The 20257-nt window shown below is 36.0% G+C and carries 15 protein-coding genes and 1 pseudogene; 13 read left to right on the top strand and 3 right to left on the bottom strand.

The genetic code is table 11. The features are described 5' to 3' along the window. The first annotated feature begins 97 nt into the window (after positions 1-97). The 5 genes from BM201_RS10320 to BM201_RS10340 are packed head-to-tail and all read left to right on the top strand — an operon-like array spanning position 98 to position 8537. Entirely contained in the window at positions 98-4801 is a 4704-nt protein-coding gene (locus BM201_RS10320) for a PAS domain S-box protein (protein WP_092542279.1), read from the top strand. A gap of 59 nt (positions 4802-4860) precedes the next feature. Further along, positions 4861-5613: an Hpt domain-containing protein gene (locus BM201_RS10325; protein ID WP_092542281.1), complete on the top strand. Its 753-nt coding sequence runs from the start codon at positions 4861-4863 to the stop codon at positions 5611-5613. Next, positions 5613-5969: a response regulator transcription factor gene (locus BM201_RS10330; RefSeq protein ID WP_092542283.1), complete on the top strand. Its 357-nt coding sequence runs from the start codon at positions 5613-5615 to the stop codon at positions 5967-5969. The genes BM201_RS10325 and BM201_RS10330 overlap by 1 nt, the downstream gene beginning before the upstream one ends. A gap of 54 nt (positions 5970-6023) precedes the next feature. Then, positions 6024-7109: a HEAT repeat domain-containing protein gene (locus tag BM201_RS10335; protein WP_092542285.1), complete on the top strand. Its 1086-nt coding sequence runs from the start codon at positions 6024-6026 to the stop codon at positions 7107-7109. After that, positions 7110-8537: a glycosyltransferase family 2 protein gene (locus tag BM201_RS10340; protein WP_092542287.1), complete on the top strand. Its 1428-nt coding sequence runs from the start codon at positions 7110-7112 to the stop codon at positions 8535-8537. A 79-nt stretch (positions 8538-8616) separates the two neighbouring features. Here the strand turns inward: BM201_RS10340 and BM201_RS10345 are convergent, their stop codons facing one another. Further along, entirely contained in the window at positions 8617-9318 is a 702-nt protein-coding gene (locus tag BM201_RS10345) for a Crp/Fnr family transcriptional regulator (RefSeq protein ID WP_092542289.1), read from the bottom strand. A gap of 126 nt (positions 9319-9444) precedes the next feature. On the opposite strand from BM201_RS10345, the gene BM201_RS10350 reads away from it, so the two are divergent. The 8 genes from BM201_RS10350 to BM201_RS10385 all read left to right on the top strand — a co-directional run bounded on the left by BM201_RS10350 (position 9445) and on the right by BM201_RS10385 (position 18260). Next, positions 9445-11883: a heavy metal translocating P-type ATPase gene (locus tag BM201_RS10350; protein ID WP_092542291.1), complete on the top strand. Its 2439-nt coding sequence runs from the start codon at positions 9445-9447 to the stop codon at positions 11881-11883. A 66-nt stretch (positions 11884-11949) separates the two neighbouring features. Next, a complete protein-coding gene (ccoS, locus tag BM201_RS10355) occupies positions 11950-12129 on the top strand; it encodes a cbb3-type cytochrome oxidase assembly protein CcoS (RefSeq protein WP_084840081.1) in 180 nt (59 codons plus the stop codon). 15 nt (positions 12130-12144) lie between these two features. Further along, on the top strand, positions 12145-14382 hold the full coding sequence (ccoN, locus tag BM201_RS10360) for a cytochrome-c oxidase, cbb3-type subunit I (RefSeq protein WP_092542293.1): 2238 nt from the start codon (positions 12145-12147) through the stop codon (positions 14380-14382). Positions 14383-14419: 37 nt separating this feature from the next. After that, positions 14420-14605, top strand: coding sequence for a CcoQ/FixQ family Cbb3-type cytochrome c oxidase assembly chaperone (locus BM201_RS10365; RefSeq protein WP_092542295.1), 186 nt, complete (start codon positions 14420-14422; stop codon positions 14603-14605). Then, positions 14602-15579 (top strand): cbb3-type cytochrome c oxidase N-terminal domain-containing protein, encoded by a 978-nt coding sequence (locus BM201_RS10370; RefSeq protein ID WP_092542297.1) that lies wholly within the window; start codon positions 14602-14604, stop codon positions 15577-15579. Before BM201_RS10365 ends, BM201_RS10370 begins: the two co-directional genes overlap by 4 nt. 65 nt (positions 15580-15644) lie before the next feature. Continuing rightward, a complete protein-coding gene (gene ccoG / locus BM201_RS10375; protein ID WP_092542299.1) occupies positions 15645-17066 on the top strand; it encodes a cytochrome c oxidase accessory protein CcoG in 1422 nt (473 codons plus the stop codon). A 13-nt stretch (positions 17067-17079) separates the two neighbouring features. Beyond that, positions 17080-17520: a FixH family protein gene (locus BM201_RS10380; protein WP_092542301.1), complete on the top strand. Its 441-nt coding sequence runs from the start codon at positions 17080-17082 to the stop codon at positions 17518-17520. Between the two features lie 2 nt (positions 17521-17522). Further along, positions 17523-18260 (top strand): sulfite exporter TauE/SafE family protein, encoded by a 738-nt coding sequence (locus tag BM201_RS10385; RefSeq protein WP_092542303.1) that lies wholly within the window; start codon positions 17523-17525, stop codon positions 18258-18260. Positions 18261-18316: 56 nt separating this feature from the next. Here BM201_RS10385 and BM201_RS10390 read toward each other — a convergent pair. Both BM201_RS10390 and BM201_RS18355 read right to left on the bottom strand, forming a co-directional pair. Next, positions 18317-19455: pseudogene (locus BM201_RS10390) on the bottom strand (IS3 family transposase). A 191-nt stretch (positions 19456-19646) separates the two neighbouring features. After that, positions 19647-19805 (bottom strand): transposase, encoded by a 159-nt coding sequence (locus BM201_RS18355; RefSeq protein WP_092542305.1) that lies wholly within the window; start codon positions 19803-19805, stop codon positions 19647-19649. Positions 19806-20257 lie beyond the last annotated feature (452 nt).

Below are 20257 nucleotides of genomic sequence, written 5' to 3' on the forward strand. Positions count from 1 at the left end.
TTAATGTTCAAAAACGAATATTATTGTAAATTACATCAGATATAATTTATATTTATCAGGTTGAAAGTCTTATTGGGTTAATTCACGACAAATTTTTATGGCATTACATTTTAAGGATCTACATGCAGAGTTTAAAAATTTAATTGCAGAAAACGCTAATCTTATATCCTGGTTTGGGGAGCATATCTTTGAATGTATATGGTTTGTCGATATTGCCGAAGAAGCCTTTTGGGGTAATTTCGAAAAAGTTTCCGGGAATAAAAAAATACTTGATTTTGAGCATTTAAGTGAATTACATAACGAGGAGGTTAGTTTTCTTCAGTTTACTCAGGATTTTATAGTTTCAAAAGAAAAAGATAAACATATCGATTTCTACAGTCCAGATATCGAAGCTAAAAAGTGGAGATTTCATTTTAAAAAAATGCGTTGTGGAGCCTGCGGAGAAAAAGATTATGTGTTTATTCTTCAGCAATATATTCCTTTTAAAGAAAAGTACTTAAGTCTGCATGACGAAAATAGTTACCTAAAAAAATTAAATGAAGTTTTTGATAAAACCAACGAAATAGCATCTGTTGGTGGCTGGATGGTAGATATTGTAAATAGTAAAGTGCTTTGGACCAAGGTCACTAAAGCTATTCATGAAGTTGATGATGATTATGAACCAAACGTACCAGATGGTATAAATTTCTATTTGGAAGGCGAAAATAGAGAAAGGATTACCAGAATTTTCACCAAAGCTGTAGAAGAAGGCTCTTCTTTTATGGACGATTTTGAAATTTTATCTGCCAAGGGAAATAAAAAATGGGTTAAAGTATTTGGAAATGCTGAAACTGAAGACGGAAAAACGGTGCGGGTTTATGGTGCTTTTCAAGACATTACAGAGCAAAAACTTCAGGATTTTCAATTGCAGACCACTCAGTCTAGATTTCAGGGCATTTTTGATACTTCGCCGTTAGGAATAATTCTGGTTGAACCTGTAACGAATAAGGTTTTTCATGCCAATAAAGCGGCAATCGATCTTTTTGGTTATAACGATTCGTCTTTAGAGGATATCTATAAACTTTCTTTAAAGGACGTTATACATGAAGATGATCTGGAAATGGCGGCCACAAAGAGAAAAAAACTAATAGAAGGCGATTTCGATAGTTATAGGATCGAACGTAGATTTCACAAAAAAGATGGAACGATTATTTGGGTTCAGTCTTTTACTTCCTTGCTTCGAAACGAAGATGGTACTCCAAAATTGATCATCACACAGGTTGAAGATATTACAGCCCGTAGAGCACTAGAAGCCGAATCCTATAAAAATGCGAGTCAGTTTAAAAGCGCTTTCGACTATTCGCCAAACGGAATGGCTCTGGTTTCTCTCAATGGCCAATGGATCAATGTAAACAGAAATCTTAGTAAAATGATAGGTTACACTAATGACGAGCTTATGCAAATGTCATTTATGGATGTAACTTATTCAGAAGATCTTGATAAAGATCTAAGCCTATTAAATAAACTCCTTGCGGGAGAAATCGATACCTACAGTATGGAGAAGCGATATATCCATAAAGAAGGATATCTTTTATGGGGATTATTAACCGTTTCTCTATTGAAGGACGAGAGTGGTAAACCAATCTATTTCATCTCACAAATAAATGATATTACGGCGGCCAAAGAAGCGCAGGAGAATATAAATAAAGGTTTTAGAGAACTTCAAAATCTAATGGAAGCTACCACGCAGGTTTCTATTATAGAAAGTGATCTAAATGGTGTAATTAAGAAGTTTAATAGGGGTGCTGAAAATTTCTTTGGTTATAAAGCTAAAGATGTAATCGATAAGGAAAAAGTTTTTATCCTACATGATCAGGAAGAGATAAAGCAAAGAGAAATAGAGCTAAGTGAAAGATACGGTAGAGAAATTAAGGGTTTTGATGTTTTTACAACAGGGCCTAAGGTTAAGGAGTATGAATCTTTAGAGTGGACCTATATTCGTAAAAATGGAGAGCGTTTTCCTGTACAACTGGTTGTAACCGCTATTAAAAATGCCCAAAATGAGATCACAGGGTACGTTGGTGTGGCTACAGATATTTCGCAGCTAAAAGCAATTCAGGAAGAATTAAAACAAAGTGAGCAACGCTGGCAATTTGCGCTAGAAGGTTCTGGTGATGGTATTTGGGATTGGTTTATTGATTCTAATACTCAGTTTTTATCCAAGAGAGCTAAAGAAATGCTTGGTTTTGATGAAAGTGATGAGCTTAGCGATGTAGAAGAATGGGATCAACGAATACATCCAAACGATAGAGAAAAATCTGAAAAAGCTTTAGAAGATTATTTCAATGGAAATGTATCTGTATACCATATCGAAAAAAGAATTAAATGTAAAGACGGCGAATATAAGTGGATCTTAGATCGAGGAAAGGTAACCGACTGGACCGAAGATAAAAAGCCACTTAGAATGATTGGTACTCAAAGTGATATTACCGATAGAAAAATAGCAGAACGTAAGATCAAACAAAATGAAGCCAGGTTTAGATCATTATACGAGCTTTCTCCTATTGGGATAGGTTTAATAGATGTAGAGAATGGTACCTTTGTAGAAGCCAATCAATCCCTAATTGCATCTTCTGGCTATACTAAGGAAGAATTTACCGGAATGTCTTACAGAAAAATTACTCCAAAAGAATTTATCCCACTTGCTCAGGATCGATTTGGGAAAGTAGTTTTAAACGGTAAAGTTGAACCTTTCGAAAAGAATTTCATTAAGAAAGATGGTACAATTTATCCAGCATTGGTAAATGGCGCGAAAATAAAAGATTCTAATGGGCGAGATATTATTTTAGCAACCATTCAGGATATTACCAAAAGAAAAGATATGGAAAATTCGCTGGTAGAAGCCAAGCTAAAAGCTGAGGCCGCGAGTAAATCTAAATCTGAATTTTTGGCGAATATGAGTCACGAAATTAGAACACCGCTTAATGGTGTGATAGGTTTTACAGATCTTTTGATGAAAACCGAATTAAATGCGAGCCAGAAACAATACATGGAAACGGTTTATAATTCGGCCAATACATTATTAGATTTAATTAATGACATTCTTGATTTCTCTAAGATCGAAGCTGGTAAATTAGAACTTAGCGTAGAAAAAGTAAACCTAATTGAGCTTTGTGGTCAAACTGTAGATGTAGTAAAACATAAGGCACATGAAAAAGGCCTTGAAGTTTTATTGAATATTAGCCCAGATGTAGATAGGTATATCTATGGAGATTCTGTTAGGATCCGCCAGATTTTAACCAACCTGTTAGGAAATTCGGTCAAGTTCACCAATCAAGGTGAAATAGAGCTAAGAATCGAAGCAGGGGAGATTAACCAGGAAAATAAAAGAGAATATACATTTATTGTTAGAGACACAGGGATAGGAATAGCACCGCAAAATTTAGAGCGAATATTTAAAGCCTTTGATCAGGAAGATGCCAGTACCACAAGAAAATATGGAGGAACCGGTTTAGGACTTACCATCTCTAATAAGTTACTGTATTTAATGGACAGTAAATTGAATCTTAGTAGCGAGTTAGGTGTTGGTTCTACTTTTTCATTCAAGGTCTGTTTTGAATCTGAAGGAGGAGAGTCTTTCTTAAGTGACAATCTTGGGAAGATTAAAGATGTCTTGGTGATCGATGATAATTACAATAATCAGGTCATCTTAAAGGAAATGTTGGCGATGGAAGATATAAACTGCGATGCAGTTTCTAATGCCATAGAAGCACTTAATGTCTTAGAGAAGGAAAATAAATATCAGCTGGCCATTGTAGATTACAATATGCCATACATGACAGGGATCGATTTTATAGCCCACCTTAGAAATGATTTAAAAGTAGATGCAGAACAATTACCTTTAATCCTTTTACATAGTTCTGCTGAAGAAGAAAAACTGGGTAAATCCTGCGAAGAACTTAATGTACAGTTTAATATTACCAAGCCAATTAAAATAGATCAATTATTTGGCATGTTAAACCAGATACAGGCTCCATTAAAAAATATTGAAGAAAATACTGTAGATGTGGTGACAGAAAAGACTTTTGAAGATAAATTTAGGATCTTAGTGGCAGAAGATAATCCGGTAAATAAATTCTTAGCGAAAACTATTCTTACCAAAGCAGTGCCTAATGCCGAGATTTTTGAAGTTGAAAATGGATTGGATGCGGTTGCGTTTTACAAAGTAAATCCAATAGATATCATTTTCATGGATATTCAGATGCCAATAATGAGTGGTTTTGAGGCTTCAGAAGAGATTAGAAAGTTCGAAGCCGAACAAAATAACGGGAACCACATACCCATCGTTGCTTTAACAGCCAGAACGATAAAAGGAGAAAAGGACAGGTGTCTTGAAGCCGGTATGGACGATTATATTACAAAGCCTGTAGTTTTTGAGACCATAAAATCTGTAATTGAAGAATTTTTATTGAATAAAAATGACGACCTGGAGAATACTAGCAGTCTCCAGCACTTTGATAAACAAAAACTACTGGAAAAGTTCGATTACGATAAAAATACATACAACCAGTTAATACAGATCGTAAAACAAAGTTTAGACGATTATCCAAAACAATTAAGAAGACAAATAGAGCATCGTGATCTAGAAGGGATAAATAAGCTTGGTCACAAAATAAAAGGCTCTGCGCAGAATTGTTGTTTTTATAAATTGGAGTATCTTGCAGCAAAATTAGAAGAATTTAACCTATTTAAAGAATCTCTATTACTAGATTTAGAAAAAGAGATCGAAGCAGAAATAAATTTATTAAAAGATAGCATATAATAATAGAACTATTTTTTTATAGAAATTTTGCAGGTTATTAGCCCTAAATCGCCTACAAAATGGAAGAGCAGTCAAAAGAATTGGCAAACTTACATGGTATTTTGATCGTGCATAAAGATTACGATCAGATTTCCCAGCTCTCTCTTTATTTAAAAGAGCAGGGGTATTATTGCGATCACGCAAAGTCTGGCTTAGAGGCCATTAAAAAGTTCGAAACCGAAGACGGTTTTAAGACATTGATCATTCAGGAAAATAACATTCCTTTAAATGCCTACAAAACGATCGATTACATTAAAACCGAACTTAATAAAAATCCGTATAGTATAGTTTTACAGGAGTCTGAAGGAACAGAGATTGTTGCTTCACAAAAATTGGTTCCCGTAGATCAATTCTATGTACTGGGAGACGATATTAATATCTTACTACAGCATATTAAAAATCAGGACGAAGAAGACTTAAATGTTGAACAATCTCCCTACTATTCGATCGATTATTTGAAAGAAATATCAGATAATAATAAAGAGTTCATTGAGGAGTCCTTACAACTTTTTTCTGTATCTGTTGCAAAAGATATAGGAGAGTTGTATCTTAAGGTTAAAGCTAAGGATTACGAAGAAATTCGTAAGATAGCACACAAAATAAAACCTTCGTTTGCGATGGTAGAAAATTTCAAAGGAGTAGAACTTTGTGACGAAATAACCTATAAAGCAAAAGAAGAGGATTTTAAAAAGCTAATAAAAGAATTATTTACTGAATTTGCAGAAATTCAGAATGCATTAAAGAGAGATTACCCCAATCTAAACCTACAATAATGAAGAAGATTTTAGTTATAGAAGATAACGCAATGGTCATAAAATCTCTTCAATTTAAGCTTACGAAAGATGGCTATAATGTGATTATCGCGCCAGATGGAAGAGAAGCAATGAAGCTTTTAAAAGAAGACGAATATGATCTTATTCTAACAGATCTTAACCTTCCTTTTGTTACAGGGAACGAACTTATAGCGTACGTAAAAGAAAATTTATCTGCGGTTCCCATCATTGTTTTATCGACATCTACACAAGAAAGTATTATAATGGATGCTTTTAATATGGGCGTAGAAGATTTTATAACAAAGCCATTTAGTCCTAATGAATTATCATTAAGAGTGAGAAGACTTCTTTCTTAAATAGTTAAGTTTTAAGGTGTTGTGGTAATTGCTTTATGATTTTAAAGATCATATATGGCAGTTGTTTTTTCCATAGATTTACAGTGGATATTTGGGTATTTTCCCGACGATCTCCCTTTTGTAATAATGGTAAATATTATGATGACGATAATCTTTTTCGTTTTTGCCGTTCTATTTGTTGGCTTTATTATTTTACTTAGACTTTATAAGATATTCAGAAATCGAAAAAAAGAAGAACAGCGTTTACTTCTAGAAGATATCTTAAATAATTTTCTTTTCGACGAGGAGTTTGATAGTGAGAATGAACTCAGGAAATTTCGTAATGAGCATTTAAACACGCCCTTAGAAATTAAGATTACGATCAAAGAGATATTACTTTTCCATAGCAATATTAAAGGAGAGTCGGCTACGCAATTAAGAGATCTTTTTTTACAATGGAATTTAGACGAATTCTGTAAAAAACAACTGGCAGCACGAGCCTGGTATAGTAAGTCTAGAGCATTATTTAGTCTGTCTGAAATGCTTATTCTGGTAGAATTAGAAAAGATACGACCATTGTTAAATCATCGTCAGGATGAGGTTAGACAGCAGGCACAGTTATACTTTATCAAATTAGCCGAAAACGACCCTTTAGAATTTTTGGATCATTTAGATAAGCCTTTAACTTTATGGGAAGAGATCTTTATTGAAGATGCTCTAAAAAATGAATATCATGGGAAAATACCAGATTTCTCTAAATTACTTCAAGCTTCACAAAATAGCGTTGTTGAATTTGGGATAAGAATGATCGCTAAATTTAATCAGTTCGAGAATATTTCAGAGCTTTTACCTCTATTGGACCATAATTCAGAAGAAGTAAGATGTGAAGCTGTGCGATCACTGAGTGCTTTAGAACATCAGGAAGTTATAGATACCTTAATTTCTATATTTGGTAAAGAAACAAATCTTGTAAAAAAGACTATATTAGATGCAATAAAGCATTTGGGCAGTTATAATGATTTGATCATGCTTAAAGATAAAATTCAGGATCACGAGTGGGATCTTAAAATCAAATATTACGGCATCGCTCAAAATTTTTTACCCGAGCAAAGACAAGAGATCTATAACCAATACGAAAAAGAAAAAGCATTATTGCTGTAAATGGGTATTACCTTCGACGACATTGCAGATATCGCCAGTTGGCTTTTTTTAGTGTACGGTATTCTAATTTGCCTAGGCTATTTATTCTCCGCTATATTTTCGATTTTTGAAATTAGAGATTATAAACGCTCTAATAATTACAGAGATGAAATTGCATTGCTACAAGCTTCAGAACTACCTCCAGTTTCTATATTAGCGCCCGCGTACAATGAAGGACTTAACATTGTTGAAAATGTAAGGTCACTTCTCACCATCAATTACCCAAACTTCGAGATCGTGATCATTAACGATGGGAGTAAGGACGATACAATGCAGCGTCTAATCGATGAATATGATCTTGAAAAACAGGATTATTTATTTCATTACTTTATCAAAACCAAAACAATTCGTGGTGTCTATAAATCAAAGAATACTGCATTTAAAAATTTGCTGGTTATCGATAAGGAGAACGGCGGAAAAGCAGATGCTTTAAATACCGGGATCAATGTTTGTAGCAACGATATTATTTGTTGTATTGATGTAGATTGTATTCTGGAATACGATGCAATGCTTAAGCTTATAAAGCCATTCCTTAATAATAGAAAAAAAGTAATTGCTTCAGGTGGCGTTATTCGTGTAGCTAATAGTTGTGTGATCGAAGATGGTAGAATTTTAGAAGTACGTTTACCCGAAAAATTTGTCGCCAGGGTTCAGGTTATCGAATACTTTAGGGCATTTTTAATGGGAAGAATGGCCTGGTCTCGTGTCGATGGATTACTCTTAATTTCGGGCGCTTTTGGAATGTTCGATAAACAGATAGCGATAGAAGCCGGTGGTTACAATCATAATACGGTAGGAGAGGATATGGAGCTCTTAGTGCGTATGCGCCGTATGATGCGCGAAAAAAATATTCCTTATAAAGTCGGTTTTGTACCCGATCCATTATGTTGGACAGAAGTTCCACAAAGTTGGGAGATATTAAAAAGACAGCGTAATCGTTGGACGAGAGGAACCGCAGAAACCTTGCTTTTGCATAAAAAAATGATCTTTAACCCCAAATACGGTGTATTGGGATTATTATCTACACCGTTTTGGTTATTCTTTGAATGGATGGCTCCAATAATAGAATTTTCAGGAACTATATTTTTTATTTTCCTGCTTTGGAATGGCCTCATCAGCTGGAAGTTTTTCTTTACTTTTCTATTTGTGGTTTATGCTTTTGCAGTACTATTTTCGATCACTGCATTATTTTTTGAAGAATACAGTTTTCAGCAATATAAAAAGCCGAAGTATATTTTTAAATTGATAGGGACTGCCTTTTTAGAACCTATCGTATATCATCCTTTCGTGATGTGGGCTGCAGTTCGTGGAAACTGGGATCTTATAATTGGTAAAAAGAGTTGGGGAGAAATGACCAGAACAGGCCTTTCTAATTCATCAAAAAAATAAGATTTGATAGTTTTATTAGTTATCGAAAATCTATAAAATTCGATCGATTTTATAGAAAATCAATTAGAAGTTTTCAATTTTAAAAGCCGCTAATCATATCTTCAAGGCCTCTCTTATCATCAATTTTGGTCTTTTTCCCTTTAGTAGTAATTAAACCATCTTTTTTAAGATCAGCAATCAATCGAATACAACTTTCGGTTGCTGTTCCCACAACATTTGCCAGATCTTCTCGGCTAAGATTCACCGATAAAAATCCTTCATCATCGGTTCCAAAATTGGTTTCAAGATAAAGTAGAGCTTCAGCAATACGCTGTTTTACGTTGTGCTGAGACATATTCACGATAAAATTATCAGACTCCCTAAGATCTGATGCCATGATTTTCAATAAATTCCGAGTAAATTCTGGATTCTCGTTTATTTTATCAATAATTAACTGCTTAGGGATATAACACATCGATGTGTCGTTAAGCGCAGTGGCGCTCAGGTTGGTTTGCTCGTCTGCAACAACAGATCGCTGACCCAAGATTTCACCTTTTTTCGCGATCTTTACGATTTGATGCTTTCCGTTTTCGCTAAGTTTCGAAAGTTTCGATGCACCATCGCGAACACAAAAAACACCGTTCAATTTCTCACCCTCTTTAAAGATCTGCTCACCTTTTTTAAAATCTTTGGTAATCTTATTATCCGAAATAACTTTTAATTCATCTTTACTAAAAGCTTTTAATGCATTAAACTGTCTAATGATACAACTTTCGCACCTTGTTTTTTCCGGGGTTTTCATACTGAAGCTTCGGGTATTGGTTACTTTTTGGAATTACAAAGGTAAACATTTAAGTCAACTGATATTTATCATATTTTAATTTCTATAAGTGGCGAATCTTTGCATTACGGTTAAGTTGTGCAAATTATGAAATTATGTTACCACTGTGGCGAGGCTTGTAAGAGCGACTCTCTTGTTTTTGATGAGAAAGATTTTTGCTGTAATGGATGCAAAACGGTTTATGAAATTTTAAGTAGCAATGATCTCGATTATTATTACGCTCTTGACAATCGCCCTGGAATCTCTCCTAAAACTCAATTAGGGAAATTCGATTTTCTTAAGAATGACGAGATTGTAGAAAAACTGCTTGAATTTAAAAGTAAGGAAGTTTGTATCGTAAATCTTCTTATTCCAGAAATCCATTGTAGTTCCTGTATCTGGGTGTTAGAAAATCTCTCTAAACTGCACCCGGGAATCAAAACTTCTCAGGTTAATTTTCCTGAAAAAACCTTAAGAATTCATTTTTCTGCGGAAAAAATTACGTTTTCCCAGTTGGTTGAATTGCTCTGCAAACTTGGCTACGAACCCTATATTTCTCTTTCTGATAGTGATAAAAAAGAAAAGAACATCGACCGAAGTTTAATCTACAAGCTTGGTGTTGCCGGTTTCGCTTTTGGCAATATCATGTTTTTATCTTTTCCTGAATATTTTGAAGTTAAAGAATTTTGGCTGGATCAATTTAAATATGTTTTTCGCTGGTTAATGTTCGCGTTTAGTTTGCCGGTGGTGTTTTATTCGGCCAGCACTTATTTTATTTCTGCTTTTAAAGGGTTAAAATCTGGAATTCTAAATATCGATGTTCCCATTGCATTGGGAATTACCGTACTATTTTTAAGAAGCACTTTTGAAGTTGTTTTTGATCTGGGAACCGGTTTTTTTGATAGTCTTTCTGGTTTGGTATTCTTCTTATTGCTAGGGAGGTTTTTTCAGCAAAAAACTTATTCCTACCTCTCTTTTGAGCGTGACTATAAATCTTATTTTCCAATTGGGATTACAAGAATTAATCATCCAAATACCCAAAATCAAAATGAAGAACAGGTAGAAGTTTATAAGCTCAGAAAAGGCGATAAAATTCTTATTCGTAATAATGAACTCATTCCTGTAGATGCAAAATTGCTTGAAGGTGATGCTTTGATCGATTATAGTTTTGTAACAGGAGAAGCGGTGCCGGTTTCTATTAAAAAAGCCGATAAAATCTATGCCGGAGGAAAACAAACAGCAGGATTACTTCAGGTTGAAGTTCTAAAACCTGTAGAACAATCTTATCTCACGCAGTTATGGAATAACGAGGTTTTCGATAAGAATTTTAAAGGAAGCTTTCAGGATCTTACCAATAAAATAAGTGGATATTTTACAAAAGCGATCTTAAGTATATCGATTTTGGCCACAATTGCCTGGTACTTTATCGATCCTTCGATGATGCCAAAGGTTTTTACGGCCGTACTAATTATTGCCTGCCCGTGTGCATTGGCTTTGGCTGCGCCGTTTACTTTAGGAAATTTACTCCGAATCTTCGGTCAGCATAAATTCTATTTAAAAGAAGCTAATATCATCGAAAAAATGGCCAATATCGATGCGGTGGTTTTCGATAAAACAGGAACGCTTACTTCAACCAAACGAAATATCATTACCTACGAGGGCGATTTGCTTTCCGAAGAAGAAAAATCGCTGCTAAATAGCACTTTAAGAGCTTCTAATCATCCATTAAGTAGATCACTTTATGAGATTTTAGAACAAAATGATATTAAAACGCTCGATTATTTTACTGAAGAGGTTGGGAAAGGAATGGCAGCTTCTGCAAACCGAAATTCGATAAAAATAGGCGCTTTTAAATATGTTGCTGAAAATAACGAATTAGAGCAGGATGTATTAAATCAAACTGCGGTACATATTAGTACCAACAATCATTATAAAGGACGCTATATATTAAAAAATGAATATCGTGAGAATGTCACGCAATTATTTAAAGAATTAGGCCAAAACAAGCAATTATTTGTGCTTTCTGGGGATAACGATGGTGAACGAAAAAGCCTTGAAAAATTATTACCGTTAAGCACCAAAATGAGCTTTAACCAAAAGCCTCAGGATAAATTGCAGTTTATTAAAAAACTTCAGGAAGAAGGAAAATCTGTAATGATGATTGGGGATGGGTTAAACGATGCCGGTGCATTAAAACAGAGTGATGTTGGGGTAGTAATTTCAGAAAACATTAACGTTTTTTCGCCAGCCTGTGATGCCATTTTAGATGCTTCGGTCTTTGGTAAGATTGGTCAGTTTTTTAGCCTCGCCAACAGTGGTCATCGCATTATAAAATTCAGCTTTTTACTATCTCTTTTTTATAATCTAATAGGTCTTGGATTTGCAGTTACCGGGCATCTGTCGCCTATCGTTGCTGCTATTTTAATGCCTTTAAGTTCCATTAGTATTGTGGCGTTTACCACGGTAAGTTCACAATATTCAGCGAAAAGAATTTTAAAAAAGGATGCTAAAAATATACAATATCAAGCAGAACTTAATTATCAGTAAAACCTGATAAATGTCATTTTTTGCCAGCACAGCTCATAATATTTTTACAAAAAATTAAGAAATCCCATGAATATCATCTACGTGTTGCTAAGTATTAGTGTGGTCGTAGCAATTGTCTTTTTTATAGCCTTTATCATATCGGTAAAAAGAGGACAGTACGACGACACCTATACCCCATCTGTAAGAATGCTGTTTGAGGATGAAGTCATAGACAGTAAAGAAAATTCTAAAATCACCGATAAATAATTTGTTTATAATCTTATGGAAAAAGAGCAGTTTTATTACGACAACAAAATCGTAAGGAAATTTATCAATGCCACGATTTTTTGGGGTATTGTTGGAATGAGTGTCGGGCTATTGCTCGCTTTTATGTTTTTGTTTCCTAATCTAACAGATGGGATCTCATGGCTTAGTTTTGGGCGTTTACGACCATTGCATACCAATGCTGTGATCTTTGCCTTTGTAGGGAACGCGATTTTCGCCGGAGTATACTATTCTACCCAGCGATTATTAAAAGCAAGGATGTGGAGTGATGCGCTTAGTAACTTCAACTTTTGGGGTTGGCAGGCGATCATTGTGGCAGCAGCTTTAACCTTGCCTTTAGGTTACACGACTTCTAAAGAGTATGCCGAATTAGAATGGCCAATCGATATTGGTATTGCTTTAGTTTGGGTTGCTTTTGGAGCTAACTTAATTGGTACGATCTTTAAACGTAGACAACGCCACTTATATGTAGCGATCTGGTTTTACCTGGCAACATTTGTAACGGTAGCCGTTTTACACATCGTAAACAGTATCGAATTACCGGTAAGTGCTTTAAAAAGTTATTCGGTTTATGCTGGTGTACAGGACGCGCTTGTACAATGGTGGTACGGCCACAATGCGGTTGCATTTTTCCTTACCACTCCGTTTTTAGGATTAATGTATTACTTTGTTCCTAAGGCAGCCAATAGACCGGTTTATTCTTATCGATTATCGATCGTTCACTTTTGGTCTTTAATATTTATTTATATCTGGGCAGGACCTCACCATTTATTATATTCTGCATTGCCAGATTGGGCACAAAATTTAGGTGTTGCTTTTTCTGTAATGTTAATTGCACCATCCTGGGGTGGGATGATCAATGGATTATTAACCCTTCGTGGAGCATGGGATAAAGTAAGAACAGATCCTGTACTTAAATTTATGGTTGTTGCGATTACCGGTTACGGTATGGCAACTTTCGAAGGGCCAATGCTTTCTCTTAAAAACGTAAATGCCATTGCACACTTTAGTGACTGGGTGATTGCTCACGTTCACGTAGGCGCTTTAGCATGGAATGGCTTTTTAACTTTTGGTATGATCTATTGGTTAGTACCAAAATTATTTAAGACTAAACTTTGGTCTGTAAAATTAGCAAATGCACATTTTTGGATTGGTACTTTAGGTATTGTTATGTACGCTTTACCAATGTATGTGGCTGGTTTTGTACAAGCCTCTATGTGGAAACAATTTAATCCAGATGGAACGCTAACTTACGGTAACTTCTTAGAAACACTTACTGAAATTATCCCAATGTACTGGATGAGAGCGATTGGTGGTAGTTTATTTATCGTAGGAGCATTTATTGCACTTTACAACGTATACAAAACAGCAAAACAGGGAACTAAAGTCACAGATGAATTAGCTGAAGCTGCTCCACTTGCTAAGATCACTAATAAAAGAACGGCTAAAGAAGGTTACCATACCTGGTTAGAAAGAAGACCGGTAAAACTTACCATTTTCGCTACGATCGCGATCTTGATAGGTGGTATGGTACAAATTATTCCTTCTTTGATGGTAGATGAATATGTTCCGGTAATTTCTAGTGTAAAACCTTATACACCGCTAGAATTAGAAGGTCGAGATCTTTATATCCGCGAAGGTTGTGTAAGCTGCCATTCACAGATGATTCGTCCTTTTAGAAGTGAAGTAGAGCGTTATGGCGAATATTCTAAATCTGGAGAATATGTTTACGATCATCCGTTCTTGTGGGGTAGTAAACGTACCGGCCCCGATCTTTTAAGAGTTGGTGGGAAATATTCAGACAACTGGCATTTAAATCACCTATACGATCCACAAAGTACGTCGGCTGGTTCTATCATGCCATCTTATAAATGGTTGCTGAACAGAGAGCTTGATAAAACTTCTACCGAAGATAAAATGGAAGCCATGGTGAGTTTAGGTGTTCCTTACACTCAGGCTGAAATCGACAGAGCACAGGATTGGATGACCGAACAGGGAAAACAAATTGAAGAAAACCTGTATAGCGATCCAGATTTTGCGAAAACCTATGAAGCCGATAAAGCTTACGCACAGGAAAATGGAGAGGAATTCGTAGAAATGCGTAACCGTGAAATAGTTGCTCTAATCGCTTATCTGCAACGATTGGGTACAGATATTAAAGTAAAGAATGTCGACGAAGAACAGGAAGCCGATATTCTTGGTGAAATTGAAGATGGCCTTGGGGCGATCAAATAAATATTCAGCTTAAGTTATAACATCAAAAAACTAGATCATGCTAAAATTTATAAAAGGAAATCTGGAGAATATCGATGGGGTAGAGATCTATCCCATGGTATCTCTACTGATATTCTTCATCTTTTTCGTAGCGCTATTTGCCTGGGTAATTACGGCTAAGAAAGAACATATAAAACAAGTGAGTAACATTCCTTTAGAGGAGGATAATCAGGAATTATTATGAGAAATACGGCATCATTTTTAAGAGTTATCGCAATCACGTTTCTGGCCTTTATTTTTCTTGAATTAACGATAGAATCTTCAGAGGAATGGGCATTTATGGAATATCCGATAATTTGGGCGGTAATAGGTATTCTATTTGTATTTGGCATTGCTATGGAAGTTGTGCTGGCCAGTATCACTTCAGTATTATTTAGAAGTTTAACTCCAGAAGCTCAGGAGCGATACCTTCAGCAGCAATCCTTAAGAAAAAAGAACCGCTTTGCTAAACTAAAAGCATTCTGGAAACGAATGAACGATAGCAAACCGGTAGAAGAGGAAGATGAGATCATCTTAGATCATAATTACGACGGAATTCGCGAGCTGGATAATAACCTTCCGCCATGGTGGTTGTATGGTTTTTATGCTACAATGGTTTTTGCTGTGGTTTATTTGGCAAGGCATCACATTTTTGATGCACCAGATCAAAAAGAAGAATATATAGCAGAAGTGGCTTCAGCTAAAAAAGCGATCGAAGAATATAAGAAAACAGCTAAAGATCTAATAGATGTAAACACGGTTGAACTGCTTACAGGAGAAGAAGATGTAAAAGCAGGACAGGCAATTTTTGCCGGTAATTGTGTTGCATGTCATAAGCAGGATGCCGGTGGTGGTATTGGGCCTAACTTAACCGACGACTACTGGATACTAGGTGGCGGTATTAAAAATGTTTTCAATACTATTTCTGAAGGAGGGCGTCCTGGAAAAGGAATGGTATCCTGGAAAACAGATTTAAAACCGGGGGAAATCGCCCAAGTAGCCAGCTATGTTTTAAGCCTACACGGTACTACACCGGCAGATCCTAAAGAACCACAAGGCGATCTTTGGATCGACGAAAATGCTCCGGTAGAGGAAGTAGATGTAGAAGTCTCAGCCGATTCAACTTCTGTAGAAGTAATGATGGAAGATGAAGCGGTAGAGAAAGAGTTTGAAGAATAAACAAATCCAGAGTCGGGCGTTTTAAGTCGGCTCTGGTTAATTACTCACAATGGTGAGCCTAAGTTATGAGCACGATCCCCGAAAATAACTTTAGAGATTCTATTGGTACAATCGACCAGGAAGGTAAAAGAGCATGGATATTTCCTAAAAAACCTTCTGGTAAATTTTACAAATATCGCAAGCTGGTAAGCTATTTTTTACTGGCGATATTATTTGCTGCTCCATTTTTAAAAATTAATGGCAACCAGTTTTTGCTCTTCAATGTACTGGAACGCCGCTTTAATTTTTTTGGGTATCCGTTCTGGCCACAGGATTTTTATTTGGTGGTGATCATGATGATTATAGGAGTAGTCTTCGTGATATTATTTACTGTGGCCTTTGGAAGGATATTTTGTGGCTGGATTTGTCCGCAAACCATTTTTATGGAAATGGTTTTCCGAAGAATCGAATATTGGATAGAAGGCGATCGTGGAAAACAAATACGTTTGGCAAAGCAAGCCTGGAATGCTGAAAAGATCTGGAAAAAAGGTCTAAAATGGACGATTTTCTTTATCATTTCATTTTTAATCGCGAATATCTTTCTTGCCTATTTAATTGGCAGTGACCAGCTTTTAGAATACATCACTGAAGGTCCTGCGGAGAACCTAAGCACTTTTATTTCATTATTGATATTCACCGGAGTTTTCTATTTCATCTTTGCATGGTTTAGAGAACAGGTTTGCATTATAGCCTGTCCTTATGGAAGGCTTCAGGGTGTTTTATTGGATAACAAATCGATCATTGTAGCTTACGATCATAAACGTGGTGAAAAGGAGAAAGGACGGGCGAAATTCAGAAAAAATGAAGATCGGCAGGCTACGGGAAAAGGGGATTGTATCGATTGTTTACAATGTGTACAGGTTTGTCCTACCGGGATCGATATTCGAAATGGAACGCAGTTAGAATGTGTAAACTGTACAGCCTGTATCGATGCCTGTGATTCGATGATGGATGCCGTTAATCTACCAAAAGGTCTTATTCGATATGCTAGTGAAGAAAATATCGAGAAAAAGGCTAAATTCAAATTTACAGCCAGATTAAAAGGCTATACGGCGGTTTTGGTCATTTTAATAGGTGTTTTAACAGGAATGTTATTTCTACGGAATGATGTTGAAGCCAGGATTCTTCGTTTACCGGGGCAGCTTTACGAACATCAGGAAAATAACAGGATCAGCAATGTATTTACCTTCAAACTGGTTAATAAAACTACCGAAAATATCGAGAATGTTCAGCTAAAATTGATCTCTCATAAAGGCGAGGTGCGATTGGTGAAAAGTGATAGCCTAGTTGTGCCAAAACAAGGATTTGCTGAAGGAACTTTATTTATCGAAGTGCCAGCCGCTTCTTTAAAAGGTGAAAAAGAAAAGCTTAAAATAGGTGTATACAGTAATAACGAATTAATAGAAACTACGACAACCAATTTCCTTGGACCACGTAGTTATCGATAAAAAAGACAGAATTATGAAATTTAATTGGGGAACCGGACTCGTAATTGGCATGGGATGTTTTATTGGTTTTATCATGTTTTTTGTGATAAAAATGAGTACCGACGAGAAATATGAACATGATCTTGTGGTTGAAGATTACTACGGAAAAGAATTGCATTTTCAACAGGAGATCGATGCTGAAAAAAATCTGAATCTTTTTTCTGAAGAGATTACAGGGAATAAAACTAATGAAGGTTATGAACTTGTTTTTCCTGAAACTCAGGGAAAAATTGAAGGTAAAGTAAATCTTTATCGACCTTCTAACAAAAAACTGGATTTTACATTGCCATTAGAACTTACTGAAGGCAAAATTGTAATTCCTGAAGCACAATTAATCGACGGGCGATGGGACATTTCGGTAGAAATGACCTACCAGGGAAAAGAAGTTTTATTTAAAAAATCCATTACTTACTAAATATGTTCATCAGCGGTTTGATATTCGGACTTTTAGGTAGTTTTCATTGCATAGGGATGTGTGGTCCCATTGCGTTTCTATTACCTCTAAACAGGGATAAAAAACCGCTGATGTTTTTTCAGTTATTTCTTTATCATTTTGGGCGCATTTTATCTTACGCCGTAATCGGACTATTATTTGGTTTGCTGGGAAAAGGATTAAATCTTTTTGCGGCACAACAAAAACTATCGATAGCCATAGGAGTTTTGATGATTTTGGCGGTGATTTTTTCCTTCGGAAGTATGAAATTCGATAAAATTGGCAGTCCTTTTTTTAGAATTATAAGTCGGTTAAAATCAAAAATTGGAGCCGGTATAAGAAAGAAATCACCAGATACTTTCCTTTCTATTGGTATGTTAAATGGTTTTTTACCATGCGGACTCGTTTACATGGCAATGCTGGGTGCAATTGCGCAGGCTAATGCCGGTTTTGGAGCTTTATACATGGTATTTTTTGGCTTAGGAACTATCCCGCTTATGACGACAGCAGTATTTTTATCCACCAAACTTTCAAGCGGAGTAAAAACCAGGGAAAAAATAAGAAAGCTAATCCCGATATTCGTTGTTTTGACAGGCCTTTTATTTATCCTTCGCGGTGCAGGATTAAATATCCCGTATCTCTCCCCGGCAATGGCAAAAGACAAGGTCGACGCCAAAATAGAATGCCACGAACCCGTACAAATTTCTTTTGATAAGCAGTAGAATTAGATTTTAGAAATTAGATCGCTGAGCTTTTAGTTTCTGACCTCCTCCTATATTTAGGTACTGGTCATAACTAGAGAATCTGAGCTATTTTCATTGATTTCAATGTACTCATTGGGTGACATGTCACCCAATGAGCTGTGTGGTCTAAACCCGTTATAGTCTTCCCTCCAAATATCGAACTTTTCTTGAGCATCTTCCAAAGAGAAGAACCAGTTTGTATTTAAACATTCATCTCTGAAAGATCCATTGAAGCTTTCTATAAATGGATTACCAGTAGGTTTTCCGGGTCTTGAGAAGGTTAATTCAACATTGTTTTCATAAGCCCATTTATCCAATACTTTACGGATAAATTCACTTCCATTATCTACTTTTATGCGTTTAGGATAAACTCTTGCACTAGGAACTAAATTATCCATCACCCCAACAACATCACTTCCTTTAAGGGATTTTCCTGCATATATAGCTAAACATTTACGACTATAATTATCTACTACAGTTAAGGCCCGGAAACGGCTTCCATCGTAGAGTTGATCTGTCACAAAATCATACTCTAGCACTCATGTAAACTAGAGACATTACCAAGAGCAGGTTGTCTATGGGCTGCACACCGACTTCTTTTAGGTCTCTTAGATTGAGGTTTAAACCTTCTTCGCAATACACTCTATAAACGCGTTTATGATTATCCATAAAGCCTGCCCGGCGAAGCAAGATATAGATCCTCCAAAACTCATAGCGTACCCGTTGCTGCTATTTCTTTCATTCTCATACGTAGCAATTTATCTCCACGTTCTTTAGGTGTATAATAAAAAACGCTTTTATGCAGCAATATTAGGCGTACACAACGGTTGATGGAAATATTATATTCCATACGAATATTGCTGACCATCTCCCGTTTTCGAGACGGCCTCAGAACTTTCCTGCCTGCCGGCAGGTAGGTTTTTCAACATGTCCTGAAGAATCTGCTTGTCAAGACTTAAATCAGCTACAAGCTTTTTAAGCTGCGCATTCTCCTCCTCCAAGTTTTTGAGCCTTCTCAGTTCAGAGACACCCAGACCACCGTATTTTTTCTTCCAATTGTATAGGTAGCCTCGCTGATTCTCATCTTGCGACAGACCTCAGAAAGACGTGTTCCAGTCTCAACCTGTTTTATCGCAAATACAATCTGCGACTCGGTATATTTTGATCGTTTCATAAGCAAATAATTTATTTAAAGTTAAACATTTATTTGCCAGAAATACTCTAGTTTTTATCAGTCCGATTTAATGGGAGGAGGGTCAGTTTAGACATGAGACCGCTTTGCTTTTAGATATTAGAATCTAGACATGTGAATTTATTTTGATAGCTGAATGCTGAATTTGGATTTGAAAAATGTCATTTCGATTTCTATGACAATTCCAATCGGTTTTTATAATTTGTTTGATTTTTAATTATTGCCATATCTGCCATTTTAGATACTCTGGATTCGGTTCTTAGGCTGGTGCCGCTCTGTTGCTCAAATGGTACTACACCAGCAAAACAGGCTAGCTTTCTTGGATCGGTCAAACGTTGGAAGGCTTAGGTTTTAACGGCGATCATCCAAGCGGTAACATCGTGTATGCCCGGTACGGTCTTGATCCTTTTGAGCTGTTGTTGTAAAATCGGGTTCGATTGATCTCGGCACGGATCAAAGTTTCTATTTCGTGGATGTGCCTATCCAGTTCTTTGATAGCCTTTGATTGATCTTGATCAGTTTTCTGGTACTACTGTTAAAAGTAATATCTTTTAAATTGGCCATTTGCTGTTTGATCCCTTTGCACTGCTTTATTTTTGACTTACGTTGGCTCATCAATATTTTTAAAGATCTGATGGCTTCGCTGCAGGGTTTCCAGCATTCAAAATTCTAATAGTTCCTTTCTATGAATATAGCGATCCTCTTGGCATCTACCTTATCATTTTTACCACGTACCAGACCAATACTTCTTTTAATATGCTTGGGGTCTATTACGTATACGTTA

This window comes from Zunongwangia mangrovi (assembly GCF_900112105.1).
Taxonomy (GTDB): domain Bacteria; phylum Bacteroidota; class Bacteroidia; order Flavobacteriales; family Flavobacteriaceae; genus Zunongwangia; species Zunongwangia mangrovi.